The sequence below is a fragment of the Polynucleobacter sp. 15G-AUS-farblos genome (assembly GCF_018882445.1).
Taxonomy (GTDB): Bacteria; Pseudomonadota; Gammaproteobacteria; order Burkholderiales; family Burkholderiaceae; genus Polynucleobacter.
Genome location: NZ_JACVOM010000001.1, coordinates 472583 through 492871 on the forward strand (window position 1 = coordinate 472583; position 20289 = coordinate 492871).

The 20289-nt window shown below is 45.5% G+C and carries 23 protein-coding genes; 12 read left to right on the forward strand and 11 right to left on the reverse strand.

Translation table 11 applies throughout. The features are described 5' to 3' along the window. The first annotated feature begins 7 nt into the window (after positions 1–7). Both ICN41_RS02365 and ICN41_RS02370 read left to right on the forward strand, forming a co-directional pair. Positions 8–547: a chromate transporter gene (locus tag ICN41_RS02365; RefSeq protein ID WP_216291185.1), complete on the forward strand. Its 540-nt coding sequence runs from the start codon at positions 8–10 to the stop codon at positions 545–547. After that, a complete protein-coding gene (locus ICN41_RS02370) occupies positions 544–1065 on the forward strand; it encodes a chromate transporter (RefSeq protein WP_216291186.1) in 522 nt (173 codons plus the stop codon). Before ICN41_RS02365 ends, ICN41_RS02370 begins: the two co-directional genes overlap by 4 nt. On the opposite strand, the gene ICN41_RS02375 is transcribed toward ICN41_RS02370, so the two are convergent. From ICN41_RS02375 to ICN41_RS02405, 7 genes are all read right to left on the reverse strand, one after another. Beyond that, positions 1062–2558 carry a tripartite tricarboxylate transporter permease gene (locus ICN41_RS02375; protein ID WP_216291187.1) on the reverse strand — a complete coding sequence of 499 codons (1497 nt, stop codon included), beginning with the start codon at positions 2556–2558 and terminating at the stop codon, positions 1062–1064. The genes ICN41_RS02370 and ICN41_RS02375 overlap by 4 nt on opposite strands. 12 nt (positions 2559–2570) lie before the next feature. Continuing rightward, positions 2571–3035, reverse strand: a complete 465-nt coding sequence (locus ICN41_RS02380) for a tripartite tricarboxylate transporter TctB family protein (RefSeq protein ID WP_216291188.1) — start codon at positions 3033–3035, stop codon at positions 2571–2573. Further along, complete coding sequence (locus ICN41_RS02385; protein WP_216291189.1) at positions 3032–4012, reverse strand: tripartite tricarboxylate transporter substrate binding protein; 981 nt, start codon at positions 4010–4012, stop codon at positions 3032–3034. The genes ICN41_RS02380 and ICN41_RS02385 overlap by 4 nt, the downstream gene beginning before the upstream one ends. Positions 4013–4096: 84 nt before the next feature. Next, entirely contained in the window at positions 4097–4474 is a 378-nt protein-coding gene (crcB, locus tag ICN41_RS02390; protein WP_216291190.1) for a fluoride efflux transporter CrcB, read from the reverse strand. Between the two features lie 12 nt (positions 4475–4486). Next, a complete protein-coding gene (gene ygiD, locus ICN41_RS02395; RefSeq protein WP_216291191.1) occupies positions 4487–5266 on the reverse strand; it encodes a 4,5-DOPA dioxygenase extradiol in 780 nt (259 codons plus the stop codon). 9 nt (positions 5267–5275) lie between these two features. Continuing rightward, positions 5276–5413: a hypothetical protein gene (locus ICN41_RS02400; RefSeq protein ID WP_172793433.1), complete on the reverse strand. Its 138-nt coding sequence runs from the start codon at positions 5411–5413 to the stop codon at positions 5276–5278. A gap of 44 nt (positions 5414–5457) precedes the next feature. Next, on the reverse strand, positions 5458–5625 hold the full coding sequence (locus tag ICN41_RS02405; protein WP_216291192.1) for a hypothetical protein: 168 nt from the start codon (positions 5623–5625) through the stop codon (positions 5458–5460). 29 nt (positions 5626–5654) lie between these two features. Between ICN41_RS02405 and ICN41_RS02410 the strand changes: the two genes are divergently transcribed. Together ICN41_RS02410 and ICN41_RS02415 are read left to right on the forward strand one after the other, a co-directional pair. Beyond that, complete coding sequence (locus tag ICN41_RS02410; RefSeq protein ID WP_216291193.1) at positions 5655–6317, forward strand: site-2 protease family protein; 663 nt, start codon at positions 5655–5657, stop codon at positions 6315–6317. A 92-nt stretch (positions 6318–6409) separates the two neighbouring features. Then, a complete protein-coding gene (locus ICN41_RS02415) occupies positions 6410–6862 on the forward strand; it encodes a cytochrome c (protein ID WP_216291194.1) in 453 nt (150 codons plus the stop codon). Here ICN41_RS02415 and ICN41_RS02420 read toward each other — a convergent pair. Then, entirely contained in the window at positions 6849–7532 is a 684-nt protein-coding gene (locus tag ICN41_RS02420) for a cytochrome b/b6 domain-containing protein (RefSeq protein ID WP_216291195.1), read from the reverse strand. The two genes, ICN41_RS02415 and ICN41_RS02420, sit on opposite strands and share 14 nt — an antisense overlap. Positions 7533–7575: 43 nt before the next feature. Here ICN41_RS02420 and ICN41_RS02425 point away from each other — a divergent pair, with 43 nt between their 5' ends. After that, positions 7576–8781 (forward strand): MFS transporter, encoded by a 1206-nt coding sequence (locus tag ICN41_RS02425; RefSeq protein ID WP_216291196.1) that lies wholly within the window; start codon positions 7576–7578, stop codon positions 8779–8781. 13 nt (positions 8782–8794) lie between these two features. On the opposite strand, the gene ICN41_RS02430 is transcribed toward ICN41_RS02425, so the two are convergent. Continuing rightward, positions 8795–9736, reverse strand: a complete 942-nt coding sequence (locus ICN41_RS02430) for a 3-hydroxyacyl-CoA dehydrogenase family protein (RefSeq protein ID WP_216291197.1) — start codon at positions 9734–9736, stop codon at positions 8795–8797. A gap of 87 nt (positions 9737–9823) precedes the next feature. Between ICN41_RS02430 and ICN41_RS02435 the strand changes: the two genes are divergently transcribed. The 4 genes from ICN41_RS02435 (at position 9824) to ICN41_RS02450 (ending at position 14769) form a co-directional block, all read left to right on the forward strand. Further along, on the forward strand, positions 9824–10753 hold the full coding sequence (locus ICN41_RS02435; RefSeq protein WP_216291198.1) for a 2-hydroxyacid dehydrogenase: 930 nt from the start codon (positions 9824–9826) through the stop codon (positions 10751–10753). A 12-nt stretch (positions 10754–10765) separates the two neighbouring features. Continuing rightward, positions 10766–11692 (forward strand): dihydrodipicolinate synthase family protein, encoded by a 927-nt coding sequence (locus ICN41_RS02440; RefSeq protein WP_216291199.1) that lies wholly within the window; start codon positions 10766–10768, stop codon positions 11690–11692. A gap of 23 nt (positions 11693–11715) precedes the next feature. Next, a complete protein-coding gene (locus ICN41_RS02445; RefSeq protein ID WP_216291200.1) occupies positions 11716–12666 on the forward strand; it encodes a TAXI family TRAP transporter solute-binding subunit in 951 nt (316 codons plus the stop codon). Between the two features lie 90 nt (positions 12667–12756). Further along, positions 12757–14769: a TRAP transporter fused permease subunit gene (locus ICN41_RS02450; protein ID WP_216291201.1), complete on the forward strand. Its 2013-nt coding sequence runs from the start codon at positions 12757–12759 to the stop codon at positions 14767–14769. A 115-nt stretch (positions 14770–14884) separates the two neighbouring features. On the opposite strand, the gene ICN41_RS02455 is transcribed toward ICN41_RS02450, so the two are convergent. Further along, positions 14885–16018, reverse strand: coding sequence for a mandelate racemase/muconate lactonizing enzyme family protein (locus ICN41_RS02455; RefSeq protein ID WP_216291202.1), 1134 nt, complete (start codon positions 16016–16018; stop codon positions 14885–14887). A gap of 174 nt (positions 16019–16192) precedes the next feature. On the opposite strand from ICN41_RS02455, the gene ICN41_RS02460 reads away from it, so the two are divergent. Continuing rightward, entirely contained in the window at positions 16193–17632 is a 1440-nt protein-coding gene (locus tag ICN41_RS02460) for a M23 family metallopeptidase (RefSeq protein ID WP_370629078.1), read from the forward strand. 63 nt (positions 17633–17695) lie between these two features. Here ICN41_RS02460 and ICN41_RS02465 read toward each other — a convergent pair whose 3' ends face one another. After that, positions 17696–18136 carry a universal stress protein gene (locus ICN41_RS02465; protein ID WP_216291203.1) on the reverse strand — a complete coding sequence of 147 codons (441 nt, stop codon included), beginning with the start codon at positions 18134–18136 and terminating at the stop codon, positions 17696–17698. Positions 18137–18224: 88 nt separating this feature from the next. On the opposite strand from ICN41_RS02465, the gene ICN41_RS02470 reads away from it, so the two are divergent. Both ICN41_RS02470 and ICN41_RS02475 read left to right on the forward strand, forming a co-directional pair. Further along, on the forward strand, positions 18225–18626 hold the full coding sequence (locus ICN41_RS02470) for a DUF2177 family protein (RefSeq protein ID WP_216291204.1): 402 nt from the start codon (positions 18225–18227) through the stop codon (positions 18624–18626). Between the two features lie 31 nt (positions 18627–18657). After that, a complete protein-coding gene (locus tag ICN41_RS02475) occupies positions 18658–20286 on the forward strand; it encodes a SulP family inorganic anion transporter (RefSeq protein ID WP_216291205.1) in 1629 nt (542 codons plus the stop codon). Positions 20287–20289 lie beyond the last annotated feature (3 nt).

Consider the following 20289-nt stretch of genomic DNA (forward strand, 5'->3'; position numbering starts at 1 on the left):
TGATATCTTGCTGCAATTAAGCCCCTTACAACTCTTTATCAGCTTTAGCAAAATAGGTATGTCTGGTTTTGGAGGCGTCTTGCCCTGGGCTAGACGCACTTTAGTAGAGCGTGACAAGATTCTGACTTCCGAAGAATTCAGCGCCATCCTCGGAATCTGTCAAATTGTTCCCGGACCTAATATCGTGAACTTGGCCGTATGTGTAGGCTCTCGTTTTGGTGGAGCTAGAGGTGCAGCAGCTTCAGTGCTGGGGCTCACCCTTGGGCCCATCTCTTTAGTCATGGTGTTGGCAGTACTCTATGACCACTATAGCTATCTGGATTCTGTAAAAGGTCTGCTACGCGGCATCTCCGCAGTGGGCATCGGGCTCATTGCATCTACTGGATTCAAAATGTTACGCGATGAGTTTCACTACCCCGCAATGCTTTTGGTGGTTATAGTCACCATTCTTGCTGCTAGCTATTTTCACTTAGGACTAGGCATGGTGGTACTAGTTGCCTCTCCACTAGCAATCTTTTTAGCATGGAAGAAGGCCTCTAGAGCATGAGTATTTTGCTAAGCCTCTTTCTCAAGTTATCCGCCTTCTCCCTGATTGCGTTTGGGGGAATTAATGCCCTTCTACCAGAGCTATTTAAGTTAGCAGTCAATCAAGAGCACTGGATTGATGTTCAAACGTTTTCAGATTACTTTGCAATAGCACAAGCATCGCCCGGACCGAACTTCATGACGGTGACCTTGTTAGGTTGGCATCTCTATGGGGTCATTGGCGCACTAGTTTCCACATTTGCAATTATTTGGCCATCATCCATACTGATTTACTATTTGCAGCGCCTCATTATGGGCATTAAAGATCCCATTAAGAAGCAGGCGATTCAGTATGCGGCAGCAGCGCTTGCGATTGGCTTGGTGCTGTCCTCTGCATGGCAAATCTCATTACAAATCAATCAAGGCGTTGCTGCATATGCCTTGACGATATTTACTATTCTTTTTACCCTCTTCACCCGCTGGCACCCGCTGTACTTAATCGTACTCGGCGCCATTATTGGTTCAATGGGATTGATCTAGGCTTGTTTTCGACTGCGAATTAAACGCAAGAGATTCGGAACAACCAAGAGGGCAATTGAAATTGCCATCAAAGTACCCGAGATTGGTCTAGTAAAGAAGGTGCTCCAGTTGCCTTGACTAATCGTGAGCGCTTGTCGCATCGACTGCTCTGCCATGGGGCCCAAAATTAAGCCAATAATTAGTGGCGCAGCAGGAAAATCAAAGCGGCGCATTCCAAAACCTAAAATCCCAAAGAAAAATAGCAGGCCTACATCAAATACCGAATTGGAAGAGCCGTAGACTCCAGCAACCGAGATCACCACAATACCTGCGTAAAGCCATTGCGGCGGAATCTTCAACAGCTTGACCCAGAGACCAACTAAAGGCAAGTTGAGCACTAACAAAATCACATTACCAATATATAAGCTCGCAATAAGAGTCCACACCAAACCACTTTGCTGAGTAAATAAAGTTGGGCCCACTTGAATTCCATAGGACTCAAACGCCGACAGAATAATCGCAGCAGTCGCTGAAGTGGGAATACCTAGCGTTAACAATGGCATCAGCACGCCCGCTGCTGCAGCATTATTTGCCGCCTCAGGACCTGCTACCCCCTCAATCGCACCATGACCAAATTCTTCTGGTTTTTTAGAGAGCTTCTTTTCTGTGTAATAAGAAAGCAATGTGGGCAACTCAGCACCGCCAGCCGGCATTGCTCCTATCGGAAAACCAAACAGACTGCCTCTAATCCAAGCCTTCCAAGAACGCGCAAAATCTTCCCTTGAGAGCCATAGACTTCCAGATACCGCTAAGACATCTGTCTTCTTATTTTCTTTGCCCTGCCAAGCCAAAAAGAGTGCTTCGCCAATTGCAAATAAACCGACGGCAACAATCGTCACTTCGATGCCATCCAAAAATTCTGGCTGGCCAAAAGTAAAACGCGGCTGCCCTGTTTGGAGATCAATACCGATTAAGCCAAATAAAAGACCAGCAACTAAAGAAATCAAACCACGCAGCGCTGAGCTACCCAGAACAGCAGAAACGGTTACTAAGGCCATCAGCATCAAACTAAAGTATTCCGCCGGTCCAAATGCGAGGGCAGCATCAACCACCCAAGGCGCAAAGAAAGTTAAGGCAATCGTGCCAATGGTTCCGGCCACAAAACTACCGATAGCTGCAGTCGCCAGTGCAGGACCTGCCCTGCCACGACGCGCCATCTTATTGCCTTCGAGTGAGGTCACGATCGTCGCAGACTCACCAGGCGTATTAAGCAAAATAGAGGTGGTTGAACCTCCATACATAGCGCCGTAATAGATACCAGCAAATAAAACAAAGATCGCAGTTGCAGGAACCTTAAATGTTAACGGCAACAATAAGGCAATAGTCAGTGCCGGCCCAATGCCTGGAAGCACACCAACTAAGGTGCCCACTAAACATCCTATAAACCCATATAGCAATGTCATGGGTTGCAAGGCAACCGCAAAACCTTGCATCAAGGAATCAAATGAACTCATGATGATCTTTACTTAAAAACTGAGATTAACGAGTGGGCCCAAATCAACACCCAAGATCGCTGAAAATAATGTCCAGAACGCACCTGCAATAGCTAATACCATTAACACTGTCTTGACATTGAACTTGGCATCAAATGCCATCGATACGCCCAGCCCACAAAGTGTGGCGGGTATTAAGAAACCGATTAATTTAGCAAGCAGAATAAATGCGAGTCCACCACCCAGTAGGTAAGAGACACGTTTTGCTCCGCCATTCAGAGGTTGATCCTCTTCCTGATGAATACAATCTGGAGCCTTATTGCTGATTGCTGAGAGCAAATAAAACACCCCCAACAGAGAGAGCAAAGCGACCAAGATGGCGGGGGCCAAAATCGGCCCCACCTCAGATTGGATCGTTGACTCTGGAATACTCAATACCTGCCAGACAGCCACTGCACAAAAGACCAGCAAAAAGCTGGCTATCAGGCGGGTACTCACGCAAGTCCTAATTCTTTGAGAACAGTTTCAGTCTCAGCAATATTCTTTTTAATCTGCGCTTCAAATGCTGCGCCTGCTAAAAAGGCATCTGTCCACTTGCGCTTCTCCAAAGTCTCTGCCCATGATTTGGTGTCATGCATCTTGGTAACCAAATCTACCAAGGCTGCCTTCTGTGCAGCGTTGATACCAGGGGCACCAAATACACCACGCCAATTAGCTGCTGTGATATTGAGACCTAACTCTTTAAAGGTTGGGACATCTACACCAGGAATACGCTTGCTGCCAGAAACTGCCAGGGCACGCATTTTTCCTGCTTTAATTTGTTCTGCAAATTCGGAATAACCTGAGATGCCAGCAACTACTTGACCGCCCAAAATAGCTGCATTTGCGGGACCACCGCCTGCGAAAGCAACATAAGCTGCTTCACGTGGATTTTTACCAAGTGCCTTAATAATTAAACCCAATAGCAAATGATCAGTACCGCCGGCACTACCGCCCGCTACTGAGACTGCTTTAGGGTTTGCTTTAATCGCCTCTTCAAAATCTTTCCAATTCTTAATCTTTCCATCTGTTGGCACCACAAGAATGCCCGCCTCTTCTGTAAGGCATGCAATTGGAGTGACATCAGCCATAGTCACAGGGCTTTTATTTGTAATGGCTGCACCAACCATGACTGAACCACCAACCATCAAGGCATTGCCCTGACCTTTACGCTGATTCACAAAACGTGGCAAACCAACCATGCCGCCTGCACCACCCACATTCTCAAACTGAAAGGAGCCAACTAGGCCAGCATCTTTAGCTGCCATTTCAATTGCTCTGGCAGTACTATCCCATCCACCGCCAGGAGCAGCCGGGACAAACATATTGATAGATTCAAATAAAGGCTTGCTTTGTGCAAATGCAAATGAGGGAACGCTATTTACAAAAGCAAATGCAGAACCGTAAGTGATGAAGTCTCGACGTGATGTTTTCATTATTTTCCTTTTAATACGAATTTAGTGACACAAGAATGTACTTCACAAACTATACCTAACTACCAGTAAGACTTCAAATTCTGACTATCGAAAAGATTGATAAGTCCAGATGCCTAAAACGGTCAATACAAGGGAGCCAATCAAGTGCAAAAGGGCTGTGCCCAAAGCCCAACCAAGGTCACCCCGCTGAATTAAAGCCACTACCTCGGCTGAAAAACTAGAGAAAGTCGTCAGCCCCCCTAAAAATCCCGTAATCACAAATAATTTCCACTCTGGAGATAGACTGGGATTGCTACCAAAGAATGCGACAGCAATACCGACGAGGTAACCCCCCACCATGTTTGCTAACAGCGTGCCCAATGGAATGACTGAAACTGTACTTGCAGTCATCAGATTAAAACCGGCACGCAATAAGGCACCAAATCCAGCGCCAAAAAAAATTGCAAGAAGAGATAGCCACATATTTAAAGTGCTTTATTGGATTGAAAAACCCAGCATGCTGATGGAACTCATTTCGATACCATCAACAAAAACCTGTGCATGCTCTCCATCCTCTTGTAATGCCAAGGTATAAAGTGCAGGCCAATAGTGCTCGGCAGTAGGAATAGATAAATGTGCTGCATCACCGTAGCGCTCCCAATCAATCAGTGGCTCATGGTGATCAGCACGCATTTCGGAGATAAAAAATTGATTGAAATCTTTCGCCCAAACATGTGGCACAGCATTGTCATGCCAATCAATTGTGCGCAAGTTATGCACCACATTGCCGCTCGACAAAATGAGTATATTTTCATCACGCAAGGGTCGGAGTTGCTTGGCTAAATCGTAATGCGCTCTTGCAGACATTGATCCATCAAGACTGAGTTGCACAATAGGCACGTCGGCATGGGGATACAGATATTTGAGAACGGACCAGGCACCATGATCAATGCCCCACTCGTTCTCCTCCAATACAACAGGAACATTTAAAAGTTCTTTTACTCGGTCGGCAAGCGCAGGTGATCCAGGGGCTGGATACTGAATATCAAACAGCTCCTGCGGAAATCCGCCAAAGTCATGAATTGTTTTGGGTTTTGGCATTGCAGTAACCCATACACCTCGAGTTACCCAATGCGCCGAGATCACTAGAACGGCATCTGGGCGTTTTAAAGATTTACCTAAATTCGCCCAAGCTTCAGTAAAGCGATTGGGCTCTAAGGCATACATCGGACTGCCATGGCCAGCGAATACTGCAGGTTGGCGATGGCTAGTCATTAATGCGAATTAACCGAATACGTAACCAGTATGAGCTGCTACCAATGCAAACAAAATTGCCAAGCTAGTTGCTGCGGCCAACATCACGATCAAAGTAATGATCTTTTTGTTAACTTCTTCTTTAGATTCGTTATGCCACTCGTTCATGCTAAATCCTCTGTAAACACATTAATGAATGGAGTAATTATCCACTATCGACCGCGGCCAGCCTTACGCATCATGCCTTTTCCACCACCAAAGCCTGCCTGAGGCCTTCCAGCAGGGCCAGATGGGCCTTTTGGAACCGGTGGACGGGCAGGTGGCTTAGCGATTGCGGGCTTAGCTGGGTTCTTAGGGTCGGGTTTTTTATCGTCAGTCACTTTTTTGCTCCTATGGATATCATATTGCCATGATTACTGACTATTCTATCCAAGCTATCGCAATTAATGCGATTCCCTTGATATTCGCTATTACGATCCATGAGGCTGCCCACGGCTTTGCGGCCCGTAAATTTGGTGATAACACCGCCTACATGCTGGGTCGGGTCAGCCTAAACCCAGCCAAACACATTGATCCAGTGGGCACCATCTTGATCCCCCTGGCATTACTCCTAACGGGGTCCCCATTCTTGGTTGGTTATGCCAAACCTGTTCCTGTTAACTTCGGACGCCTCAGAAACCCCCGAATTGACTCGATTTGGGTTGCATTAGCGGGGCCGGGATCCAATTTCATTCAAGCCATCATTTGGGCAATCTTGCTCATTTGCTTGGTGGGGTTTGGGGTCGATGAAAAATTCTTTATTTCAATGGCACAAGCGGGCGTTACCTGGAACATCGGCTTGCTAGTATTCAATTTATTCCCATTACCGCCACTGGATGGAGGCCGAATACTTTCAAGCCTTTTACCAGCCCGCCAGTCAATTGCACTTGGCAAACTAGAGCCTTGGGGCTTTTTTATTGTTCTAGCCCTCGTGTTTACTGGAATTATTGGCAGTTTCTGGATGGAACCCCTCATGGCATTTTTCAAATATCTTCTTTACCTCATCACCCTGCCTTTGCAAATGATTGTGTAGAGCAAATTTAGGACAAAAACCGCCATTTTGGAGTATGCTCATTTCGTCAGTAATGCCCCCCTTCTTCACCATCCATTCAATAGAGGTCTTAAATGAAACTACATCACATTGTTCTGGCTACTACTGCTACCGTTGTAGCGCTGACTGCTGGCCCTGCTTCTGCACAATTCCAAAAGCCCGAAGACGCTATTAAATATCGCCAAAGCGTATTTACAGTAATGGCTAATTCCTTCGGGAAAATCGGTGCCGTTGTAAAAGGCGAAGCGCCTTACAACAAAGATGAGGTTGCTAAAAATGCAGCCATCGTAGCGACGCTTTCTTCCTTGCCTTGGCAAGCATTTGGTGCAGGCACTGAAGGTGGCAAAGCACAGCCTGGCATTTGGACTGATGGCGCTAAATTCAAATCCAATTCTGAAAAGATGCAATTAGCTGTTGCAGATCTCAATAAAGCCGCTCAATCAGGTGATCTTGAAAGCATTAAGAAAACCTTCGGCGCTGCAGGACAAACTTGCAAAACTTGTCACGACGACTTTAAGAAGAAGTAATGAAATAACCCACCACTACCGCGATTACGCTTAATAGAATTAAGGCAAGTGTTCGCTGTGTAGCACCATCCTTGGATGGTTGACCCAAGTCAGTAGGCAAATAATCTGCCTCCTCGCTTGGGTCAATTTCTTTATCGCCATGCAACATCGGCTTGATGAGGTCTTCGCCCTTAAATTTTGTATAGAACAGAATGGCGGCAATATGAATGCCAATGAGGGCATAAATCACGATCTGATTAGCCTCATGAATCTGTGAGAAAAGTGAGACTAGGAAGTTGGGAACGTACTTTGCAAACGGACCCTGAAAGGCAATTTCGTCATCGACAAATAAGCCAGTAAATACTTGAACACTTAAGACAAATAACAATGCAAAAACAGAAAGCGCGCCCAAAGGATTATGTCCTAATACACGAGGTGAGCTGCCGCTTAGGTAACTCAGTATCTTTTCTTTGGAGGGAAAGAAGTTCACAAATCGGGCATGGGTTGAACCAATAAAACCCCAGAGGATTCTGAAAATCAGTAGGGTCAAAATACAGTAGCCGAAATAGGCGTGCCACTCTATGGCATTGCCACCTATATTGACACTTACCAAACTACCAACGATGCAGGCCACTAAAAGCCAATGAAATACTCGAATTGGCAAGTCCCAAACGCGAATGATTTTTTTCATACCATAAGAATAAAGCATGATCTGCCTTACACTAAGAAAATTCATGAATCCTAGTAAAGCCTTTCGAACCCTGCTTCTCTATCGCATTGGTGCAACATTGAGTTACCAGATCACGATGGTTGCAGTTGGCTGGCATCTCTATGAGATTACCAATAGCGTCGTTTCCTTAGGTCTGATTGGTCTGGCTGAGTTAATTCCCTACTTTGCTCTCGCACTCTATTCAGGCCATGCGGTAGACCACTACTCCAGAAAACTGATTGCAGGACTAGCCTGCCTGATTCATATAGCCGTTGCTTTATTTCTAGCAGCCATTGCAATCGGCTGGATCACACCGCCAGTCCCTTTCATTTATGTTGCAGTTGCCTTTATCGGTGTTGGGCGCGCCTTATTACGACCGTCTTACCAAGCCTTATTTGGGCAGATTATCCCAAGAGATCAGTTAACGCGCTATACCGCCTACGCCTCATCCGCATTTCAAATTTGCGTCGTTGCTGGCCCAGGTCTTGGCGGCCTAATGATTGGTTTTGCAGGACTAGAGTGGACTTATTGTTTAGCAGCTGGTTGTGGCGCCTTTGGTCTGTATGGAGTGACCTTTATTCGCGCGGTTCAAGAAAAGAGTGGCGCCCTGAAGAATGAATTTTTCAAAAGCTTTATGGAGGGATTTCGTTACGTCAGAAAAAATGAATTAATTCTCAGCGTGATGGCACTCGATATGTTTGCCGTTCTCTTTGGTGGCGCTGTTTCTATCTTGCCAGCCTTTGTTAAAGAAGTGCTTAATGCCGGACCAGAAACCTTGGGAATCCTTCGGGCTGCTCCAGCAGCAGGCGCTGTCATCACCGGCATCTATCTTGCAAGACGCCCCATATTGACTGACTCTGGAAAGTATCTTTTTCTCTCGGTTGCTGGGTTTGGAATGGCAATCATTGCCTTTGGAATCTCTAGCAATCTCTGGGTTTGCGCATTCTTCCTATTCATCTCTGGATGTTGCGACTCCATTTCTGTCGTGATTCGTGGCAGCATTATGCAGCTCACCACCCCAAATCATATGCGCGGGCGGATTAGCGCCATCAATGGCATTTTTATCGGCTCCTCTAATGAATTGGGTGCACTAGAGTCTGGTATCGCAGCCAGCGTCATGGGCTTAGTGCCGTCGATTGTGTTTGGCGGTGCAGCGACGATCCTTGTCGTCCTGATCACTTATCGACTTGCACCCCACCTACGCAAATTAAATATTCAAGATATTGCTTAACCTGCTATCGAGATTACTTTATCTCAGGCAATTCTTTTTGAATAATCTTTAAGCCTTCGCGCAAAGCATCTTGGTAACGCTTACGCTCATCCTGAATAGATTCTGCAGTCCAAGAATAAAAACCTTCACCCGTTTTCATACCAAACTTACCGCTCTCTACACGCTCACTTAAACACTTTGCAATCGTAGGAGAATTGTTCAATGAAGGATAAATTGTGGCTCCTCCAGCAGCATGAATCTCAAGCCCAGCATGATCACGTTGCATAGCAGGGCCAGCGGCAATATAGCGAAAGCCAAAACCAAAACGAACCGCCTTGTCAATGTCCTCGGGTGTACAAATACCCTCATCCACCATGGAAAATGCTTCACGTGACAAAGCATGTTGCAAGCGATTTGCCAAAAATCCCGGCAAATCCTTTTTAACAGTAACTGGAACCATTCCGCAGGCAGTCATTAACCTAAATAAGCTATCGCCAACCATGGGAGATGTCTTTTCTCCATAAACTACTTCCACACAAGGAATTAAATGTGCTGGCATAAAGAAATGCAGGCCAATCATTCGTGCGGCTGTTTTCAAGCCACTGGCAATTTGGCTAATAGGAAAGCTGGTGCTGTTGCTCGCCAAAACAGCTTCAGGTTTTGCATACTGCTCAAGCTTGGCAAATAATTCTTGTTTGATATCCAAGCGTTCGGGTACGCATTCGATGACGAGATCTACATCAGACCAATCTACTTCTTCTAAGGTACCGGCAACAGTGAGTAAATGAATGCGGTTTTCGCAGCCAAGCTCAGTCAAGGTATTAGCAAAATAATCTGGCAAAAGTGCTCTACGCTCGGTAGTGGGCTCTACTACCTGGACGGCACACCCTCCACGTGCACACACGGCCGCAACGTCTGCGCCCATGGTGCCACCGCCAACAATGACTACTTTAGTTTCGGCTGGGGTAAACAACATCACTCATTCTCCTCATGGGGGGGCGAACCTTTGGCTAAAAATCCTCTTACAATGTATGCATTATTCCAATAAAAAAGTAAGTGAGACATGATCCCCGTCAATTCGGTGCTACAGGTCGGCCATTTCCCTGAAATTATGCAGGCAGAAATTGACCGACGCTTTGTTCCAACTCGCCATTTAGATCCTGCGGCGCCTGTGCCATCAGGGGATTTTCAAGCCATCCTAGTGCGCTCGAATACCAAGCTACCCGAGTCCTTGGTGCGGCAGCTACCCAAGCTCAAAATGGTAGCTACCTGTGGTGTAGGCTATGACAATCTCCCGCTCTCCTATCTCAAAGCACAAGGCATCAAGGCGAGCAACACCCCCGGCGTCCTGAATGATGCAGTTTGTGAGCTGGCAATGGGCATGATGCTTGGCTTAATGCGTCGTATCCCTGAATCAGAATCGTTTGTTAAAAGTAAAGCTTGGTCTAAAGGTCTTTTTAAAATCACCACCACCCTAGCTGGCAAACGAGTAGGCATTGCTGGCATGGGCCGCATTGGACAGGATCTCGCTGAGCGACTGTTGCCCTTTAAGGTGGATATTGCTTATAGCGGCCCTTCTCCAAAGGCGGTGCCTTATACCTACTTCAAGGATGTCCACGCATTAGCAACAGCCTGTGATGTGCTTTTTCTAGCCTGCCCTGCTACCCCTGATACCGACAAAATGGTCAACCAGGAAGTACTTGAAGCGCTGGGGCCAAATGGATACTTAATCAATATTGCTCGTGGTAGCGTAGTGGATGAAGCCGCACTTTTATATGCACTGCAGCATAAAAAAATTGCTGGTGCAGCCTTAGATGTCTATGACAATGAGCCGAATCCTAACGAGGCCTTCCTAAATCTTGATAATGTACTTTTAACACCCCATATCGGGAGCGCTACCGCAGAAACACGGATAGCAATGACGAATTTAGCCGTAGATAATCTAGAAGCGTTTTTTAATCAACAGCCACTTCCTACAGAAGTTAAAAATTAAATCGGAGCAAGCATGACTATTTCTTTACACCCTTCCACATTGCCTGCGGTGCTGTCCCCAGTACTCACTCCATTCAAAGCAGATGGAAGTCCTGATGCACAAAAGCTACTCAAGCAGTGCAAGTGGTTAGATGCCAATGGTGTTGGTCAGGCTATCTTTGGCACGAACTCAGAAGCTAACTCAATGTCTGCCCCACAAAAAATGAGCACGCTCACTGCACTCATTGAAGGCGGACTCAATCCTGAGCACATGATGCCTGGAACTGGCGCAACCTCTATTGATGCCACAGTGAACATGACACGCCATGCAGTGGATCACAAGTGTGCAGGCGTTCTGATGCTCCCGCCTTTTTATTACAAAGACATTACGGATGATGGATTGTTTGCTTACTTTTCTGAAGTGATTCAAAAAGTGGGTAACTCTGCATTGCAGATTTATATCTACAACATTCCGCCTGTCACAAAGATTAATTTAAGCCTGTCACTGCTTGAGCGCCTAGCTAAGGAATATCCAAAAACGGTTGTTGGTATGAAAGATAGCTCTGGTGACTGGGCGTATACAGAGTCCGTCATTAAGTTATTGGCGCCTTCAGGCTTCCGCGTATACGCTGGTAGTGAAGTTTTCTTAATGCGTACTTTGCGTGCTGGTGGTGTTGGCTGCATTTCTGCAACCGCCAACGTGAATCCCAAAGCCCTTGCAGAGCTGGCTGCACACTGGAGGGAATCGAATGCGGATGAGCGCCAAGCCGATTTAGATAAGCTTCGTGCAATCTTTGCTCAATATCAAATGATTGCGGGCATGAAAACCGCTGTAGCACATCACAGCAAAGACCCAGATTGGCTAAGAGTGCGCCCACCCCTCATGCAGTTAACTGCAGAACAGCAAGCAAAATTATTAAGTGAATTACAAAAAGCGAATTTTTCAATGCCTGGCCTTTAATTAGAAAATAAATAGGAGACAACATGAAATTACTCAAAATCTTTGCAATTGCCTTGAGCTTTATTTGGGCAGGCGCGCAAGCTCAAAATATTTCCATTGCGACTGGCGGTACTGGAGGGGTTTACTACCCGATGGGTGGTGGCTTAGCCTCAGTACTATCCAAGTATGTACCAGGAATGTCAGCAACCGCTGAAGTGACGGGCGGCTCTGTTGATAACTTAAAACTGGTTGGCACCGGAAAACCTTACGTTGCCTTCTCAATGGCTGATGCTGCTAAAGATGCATCCGTTGGTGACGATAAATTTAAAGACAAACCAGTTGATTTAAGAACCCTACTCATTCTGTATCCAAACTTAATGCATGTGGCCACTGTGGAATCTACAGGTATCAAGACCATGAAAGATTTGAAGGGTAAGCGCGTCAGTACTGGCGCCCCTGGAAGTGCTACCGAAGTGATGGCGTTTCGCTTGCTAGAAGCTGCAGGTCTGGATAAGGATAAGGATGTAAAGCGTGAGCGCTTGAGCGTTGCCGAGTCAGTCAATGCAGTAAAGGACCGGAAGATCGACGCTTTCTTCTGGGTAGGTGGTCTGCCAACAGCTGCTGTTACCGATTTGGCCAATAGCCCTGGCATGAAAATCGTGATGGTAGATACCGCTGCCGAAGTTCCAGCCATGAATAAAAAATATGGCAACCTTTACTTCCCATCCGTTATCACTAAGCAAACTTATAGCGGCATGGAAAAAGATAACAACGTTGCAGCAGTTGCTAATCTATTAGTTGTCAATGCCTCTATGTCTGATGCAGAGGCATATAAGATTGTTAAAGCTATCTTTGATAATCAGCTTGAACTTGTTCGCTCACATGCTGAGTACAGAAATATCAAACTAGAGAACCAAAAAGCGAATGCGACACCGGTTGCCTACCATCCAGGTGCTTTAAAGTACCTTAAAGAAAAAGGCGCCAAGGTAAACTAATACCAAGGCAAGTAAAGGGGGGTGAGTTAATCTCACCCCTTCTGCATTAAAGCTGTAGCAATAAATATAAATATATAAATAGGTTGAGACATGAACCAAAACGTAATTGATAACGAAACCCAAGAAAAATTAGATGCCTTTATTAAGCAGGAAGAAGGAGACTCCAATAATTACAAGGGTCTATTAGCCACATTTATTACGCTAGTTGCAGTGGGCATGTCTTTGTTCCATTTGTACGCAGCCTACTCAATTGTTCCAACACACCAACTCAGGGTTATTCACGTTGCCCTAGTATTGTTTTTAGTCTTCCTAAGCTTTCCGATTTCCGCTCGTTTTAAAAATAAATTGATGTTTTGGGACGTTTTGTTTGCCCTAGGCTCGGTTGCCATTGGCTATTACATTCTGGCTGGCGGCGATGATCTGATGGACAGAAACACTGCCCCAAATTCTACTGACGTGATGATGGGAATTGCTCTCATCCTGCTGATTCTTGAAAGCGTAAGAAGAACCAATGGTTGGGTCCTCGTGACTGTGACTGTGCTCTTCTTGCTTTATGCCTTATTTGGTAATTACTTACCAGCACCATGGACCCATAAAGGCTATGGTTTAGATCGCTTGGTAGGCTATATGTTTATGACATTGGAGGGGATCTACGGAACTGCAGTTGACGTTTCTGCCACCCTCATTATTTTGTTCACCATCTTTGGTGCCTTCTTGCAATTTACGGGCGCTGGAAAATTTTTTATTGACTTCTCTTTTGCTGCGATGGGTGGCAAATCTTCTGGTGTTGGTAGAACCATTGTGCTGTCCTCATTCCTCATGGGTGGTCCATCAGGATCAGGCGTAGCAACTACAGTTACCGTAGGCTCAGTTGCTGCACCCATGCTAGAAAAAGTCGGTTACGAAAAAAATGCTGCCGGGGGCTTGCTAGCAGCCGGTGGTCTTGGTGCCATCATCTCACCACCGGTTTTGGGTGCTGCCGCTTTCTTGATCGCCGACTTCCTCAAAATATCCTATCTAGATGTTTTGTTAATGGCTACCATTCCAACCATCCTCTTTTATCTAGGCTTGTTTGTGATGGTTGAGATTGACGTACGCAAATACGGCATGAAGAATATTCACTTTGAATCTGCAGAGAGCGCTTGGCAATTAACTAAAAAATACTGGTTCCATTTTTTCTCCCTCATCTCGATTGTGGTTTTCATGATGATGGGCTTTTCACCAGTCATGTCGGTCTTTTGGGCTACAGTCGTTTCAGCGTTTTCAAGCATGTTGCGTGAAGATACTGCCATCATTCCCTATGCCTGGTTCAAAGGCAAAGAACCGATTCTCTCTGGTCTCTATAAATCCAACCTGACTAAATCACTGGCATCTGGCTCAACTGGGGTATTGGCTATCGCAGCAACCTGCGCAGGAGCTGGCTTAATTGTGGGTACTGTAACCCTGACTGGTCTTGGACTGAAATTTAGCTCTATCGTGATCCAATATGCTGGTGGATCATTACTATTAACCGCTATCTTTACGGCATTGATTGTATGGATTGTTGGCTTAGCAGTGCCAGTAACAGCCTCTTATATTATTTGCGCAGTGATTGCAGCACCAGCACTGATCAACTTAGGCGTTCCTGCATTTGCAGCGCATATGTTTATCTTCTATTACGCTGTACTCTCAGAAGTATCCCCTCCAACAGCACTATCGCCATTTGCGGCAGCTGCTATATGTAAAGGCAATCCCTATAAAACAACATTGCAAACTTGGAAATATGTAGCTCCTGCAATTCTGGTGCCATTTATGTTTGTGCTTGATAAGTCTGGTGTTAGCTTGTTGCTTATGGGCTCAACGAATGCCCTTGAGCAAGCAGACTGGATGCAGATTGCTTGGATCTCATTTACTGCCGTGGTCGGAATCATTTGCTTGGCAGGCGGCTTACAAGGTTGGTTTATTGAAAAGACCAAAGTATTCGAGCGCGTAATCATGGTGATCTCTGGGGTAGCCTTGGCCTACCCATCCACTGAAGCCGACATCATTGGTTTTGTTGGCTTTGCCTTGGTTCTTATCACCCAAGGGATTACCCACTTCAAGATGAGTCCCAGATCTTCTTAAATTCGAGATCTTATTAAGCACCAACAATAAAGCCCGCTCATGCGGGCTTTATTGTTTTAGTCTCAACAGAAAAAGATTAATATGCAGCGACCAACTGAGGTTTTCTTAGACATTCTTATGCGATCTTGCTCCAAGCTTCCTTGCCTGCATATTTTTTCACTGCGGCTTCCTCGAATTCAAATCCAAGGCCAGGTGTTTTATGCAAAATCAGATCACCATTCTTGAAAGTGAGTTGTTTATTAATCAATCTACGGAAATTCAGCACCTGATCATCTAAAAAGAATTCTACGAAGCGGGCATTAGGAGTGGCAGCCACTAGAGGAGCATGCAAATCATGCATCCAATGAGGGCAAACAGTCATGCCTTTTAAATCCGCATAAGCAGAAATACGGCGCCACTCAGTAATACCGCCGCACACTGCAGCATCTGACTGCAATATAGCCACGCCACCAGCATCGATCAACTCTCTAAAGCGCCAGCGCCCTGCTTCCATTTCGCCAGTAGCCACATTGATTTTGGTTTGACGAGCTAATGCCGCATGCAAATCAATTGCATCGGGAGAAAAGGGTTCTTCAATCCAGTAAGGGTTGTAAGCCTCGAAACGACGCACATACTCAAGAGCAGTAGGCAAATCACGCCAGGCATTATTGGCATCTAAGGTTAATAAAATATCCTCGCCGATTGCTTTGCGAGCTGCTTTAACCCGCGCTTCCTCTTCGGAAGGAGATAGGCGCCCCACTTTCATTTTGACTGCCTTAAAGCCCTGTTTTACATAGGACTCCATTTCTTTACCCAATTTCGCTGGCGTTTTGCCATCGAGATAGTAGCCGCCACTGGCATAAGCAGGAACGCGATCTTCTACTACTGCTCCAAGATAGTGATGAAGCGGTAACCCAACTGAGCGGGCATTTAAATCCCAAAGTGCGGTATCTAAAATCGAGATTCCACGCATGACGGCACCTGCACGACCCTGCAAGATGGATTCGTTATACATATCCATCCATAGACCTTCGCTACGATGGCTATTTTGGCCAATCAGTTTAGGCGCCAATAATTGTTCAACAGCAAGCTTTGCAATATCACCACCAGCGCTACCAACATAACAAAATCCGATACCTTCGTGCCCATCCTTGCTGGTGACTTTTACTAAGCAGTAGTGACGCTCTGAAACCGTACGAGTAGAGAATGAAGTTACTTTATCCAATGGAACTGCTACAGAGGCAACTTGCACTGACTGAATAATGGGCATCTGAACTCCTTAATCAAAAAAATATTGTATCGATTAATTCCTTTTGAAGTGGCAGCACTCAGAGCGCTTAAGTAGATGGCGTCATATTTAAAGAATATTGATTAAATATGATCATTTTGCTGCAGCACAACATAAATATCAGACCAAGCCAGCACATTATTAGATAATGTTGCTGTGAATAGAAAAGTATCTCAATCCACCTTGGTTTTTGCGTGGGCACCCTCCTTCTTTTGCAACGCTCTGTTCAGCGTGATATTTGGGTTCTCTTCGGCTGCCTTAGCACAGCAAACTAAGCAAATCCAAAAGACCCCTCAGGGTACCCAAAAAGTGATTATTCAGAGCTCTGGGCAACGAGGGCTGAAAGATACCGCCGGTAACAGCAACTCAAAATCAAATAGCTTAAATCCAGCCTTATTTCAACGCAAAGATCCTGATGAGCTGATTTTGGATAGCGCAGGAAATTTGGACTATCGCGTCAGTCAAGGCTGCCTGAGAAGAAATTTGAATGAGGACAAGCTTCCCGCAAATGTTGGAATCGACAATCGGGCGTTTGCAGAATTTTTTAAGAACCAAACAAAGACTTTCTTTGATCGAATGCGCGGTGAATGCATTCCGTATGCGGTAGCATTTGGAAGTCGAAATCGCTTTGACTCTCTTAGCATTATGAATGGGCCTATTCAAGATGCCAATACTGAAGTGTGGACCTTTACACCTTCAGCTGTTGGTGGATTTTTAGTGCAACAAGACTACTTAAGAAATGAATCTCAAAATCTCAGCGAGATTCGGATGCCTTTGCGCGAAGTTTTATATGACCCCGCCAAAGTCAACGATAAATTACCAGTTGAGCTAGTTTGGGAATTAAATTCCATCATCAAGCAAATTTACCCCGAAGAAAATAACTCTCTTGAAAATACCAATAGCGTTGTACGCCTGATTGTGGATTTTGGTGATCGGGAACGCTGGGCACAAATTTGGGCAGTAGAAATTCTTGACCCAAGCAATAAAGAAGTCTTTGCAAGTGCCTATTGGGTTGAAAGAGGTGACGTACCTGGTGGCTTCTTTACCGGTAGCGGGGAATCTCTCGAGCGTTCCTTTTGGACCAACCCATTAAGTTATCGACGCATCTCTCGCGGTGTCGGTAGCGTAAGAGCCTCTTCGAGCAAACGTCCAGCCAGCACAGCCCCAACTGCTCAGGCCGCCCCTCCTAAACAACGCTATCGAACCCATATGGGTATCGACTACGCTGCTCCTACAGGCACTCCCGTATTTAGTGTAGCCAATGGCAAAGTGGTTCATTTAGGATACAGCGGTGCATTCGGCAACTTAATCGTGATCGAGCATCCTGGCAATTACCATACTTACTATGCACATTTGAGCAACTACAACGTAGAACTTGCATTGGGTAATGAGGTGCGTCGCGGTTTTGAGATTGGTTACGTTGGATCGACAGGAAGATCAACAGGGCCACACCTGCATTTTGAACTCAGAAAGAATGGGATCTATATTGATCCCTACGCAGCAAAAACACAATTAGATTTGTGGTCAATGCGCGATAACGAAAGTGGACAACTCACTCGAGAAATTCTGTTGTTTGGCAGTCCAATTCAAAACTAATCTTCGCATGACAGCAATAAAAAAGGGTCCAAGTGGACCCTTTTTGAACTAGGCAAAATGAACTTACCCAAGCACTAATACTGGCAAAGTCGAATGCACGATCACTTCATGTGTTTCGCTTCCAAGTAATAAACCCTTAATACCAGTCCGCTTATGCGAGGCCATCACGATAACGTCCGCCTTCACTTTTTTAGCAGCATCCAAGATGCCCGCAGATAAATTGGAGTTGGAAACCTGTAAGGATTTCGCTTTAACATTAGCTCCAAGAGCAGTAGCAGCCTTCTTAAATACATCCTGCGCATAGGCAGCACATACTTTTTGATGATCCTTTTGGGTAATGCCATAGCCCATCGTGCTATCGGAATAGACCATTGGGGGCATGGGATCGGAGACATAAACTAGTGTCACCGCAGCTTTATCTGCAATGGCAAGTTGAGCCACTTTTTTGAGAGATTTTTTACTTACATCTGAACCATCCACTGGTACCAATAAATGCTTAAACATATCAACTCCCTTTAAATTGAACTACTAATTCACTCCATACATCATAATGCTTATTATTCATGTAACAAAGCACAAAAGGGTAAATTAAATGCTCAAGTATTTGACGCTCTATCTTTCTTTTCTGGTTACGCTAATTGCGATCGACCTCATCTGGTTGCTTGGTATTGCCAAGAATCTCTATCAACAAGAAATGGGTAGTCTGATGGCTAGCGAGCCAAAGTTACTTGCCGGCCTAGCCTTCTATGCTCTTTATGCCCTTGGAGTCACCATCTTCGTCTTGGTGCCGGCACTCTCTAAGCAATCTTGGATATATGCAGTGCAATATGGCGCATTATTTGGCTTCTTTTGTTATATGACCTACGACCTTACCAATCTCGCCGTCATACGAGATTTCCCCACTAGATTAGCTTTTATTGACATGGCTTGGGGCAGCGCGGTCACTGCAGTAACTGCGGGCTTTGCCTATTGGGTAGGAAACCGAATTTCGTAATCGAGTTTTAATCTTCGATTAAATTCTATTTATGTTTTTTCACCCCAAAATATTAGATGCTTTCCAAGGCTATAACCGTAAATTATTTACGAGGGATGTACTCGCAGGTATTACCGTTGGCATCGTAGCGCTACCCCTTGCAATGGCCTTTGCGATTGCAAGTGGACTCAAACCTGAAGCAGGTATTTTTACTGCCATTCTGGCGGGCGGACTCATCTCCCTTCTTGGTGGAAGCAGAGTACAAATTGGCGGACCTGCAGGCGCATTTATTGTGATTGTGTATGGCATTGTTGAGCGCTATGGTGTGCCTAATCTCTTATTAGCGACTGCAATGTCAGGCGTCTTTCTATTCTTAATGGGCGTATTTCGTCTTGGTACCTTAGTACGCTTTATTCCCATTGCTGTGATTATTGGATTTACCAACGGCATCGCCTTTTTAATTGGGCTATCGCAAATCAAAGACTTCTTTGGGCTGAAAATTGACAAAATGCCAGCCCAATTTTTTCAAGCGCTTCAAGCCCTTTACCAAGCGGCAGATACGGTTAATTTAGTCGCCCTTCTTTTGGCTTGCGCAAGTCTTGCAGTTCTCATTGTCTGGCGATTATCTCGACATCGCTTAGGTTGGCTCTCGCACATTCCTGGTACGGTTGTGGCGATGATTTTGGCAACGATTGCTACTGCCTTATTTGATCTCCCTGTTGACACCATTGGCAGTCGCTTTGGCGGCATACCTTCTGGCTTACCGCATTTTGAGTGGCTCCCTATCAGTTGGGATACCGCTCAATTTATGGTGATACCTGCGCTTACCCTGGCCTTGCTTGGTGCGATAGAGTCCCTGCTCTGTGCGCGTATCGCTGATGGCTTAATTCATGATCGACATGACTCCAACCAAGAGCTCATGGCACAAGGGGTAGCCAATTTGGTAACGCCTTTTTTTGGTGGAATGCCTGCCACCGGAACAATTGCCCGCACTGTAACCAATGTTGAAAGTGGAGGCAACACACCTATTGCAGGAATCGTACATGCACTAACATTGCTGATCATTATCTTGTTTGCAGCTCCATTGGCAAAAAGCATTCCCCTAGCGAGTCTTGCAGCGATATTGATGTACGTTGCCTGGAATATGGGTGAATGGAGAAAGTTTATCGATCTCAAGCAATTCCGCCTACCTTACCGCATTACGATCCTGAGTGTTTTCCTATTAACCGTCATCCTTGATTTGACTGTAGCAGTTCAAGTAGGTCTGCTGATCGCGTTTATTACTTTTATTTATCGAATTTCTAGCCTCTCTCGGTGTGAGCGCGCCGAAGGTAAAGATTTTGCAGCTCTCGCGAATCTGCAAGGCCGCATAGATGCTTATCGCATTTATGGTGCGATCTTTTTTGGCGCAGTAAAGCTTCTTGAAAAGATTGAAGAAAATTTACCATCTCAAACGCTCTTGCTGGATCTGAAGAATGTGATTTATGTCGACACCTCGGGCATGGACACGATTATGGAACTGGCTCACCTTTGCAAGATTCGAAATATTAAATTGATTATTTGCGGACTAGATCATCAACCCTTAGAGATGGCGCAACGTAGTGGCTTCTTGGAAATTATTCCCAAGGATTGCTTATGCCCTGACCTCTATAGCGGAATCGAACTGGCTACTAGTTATTAAGTT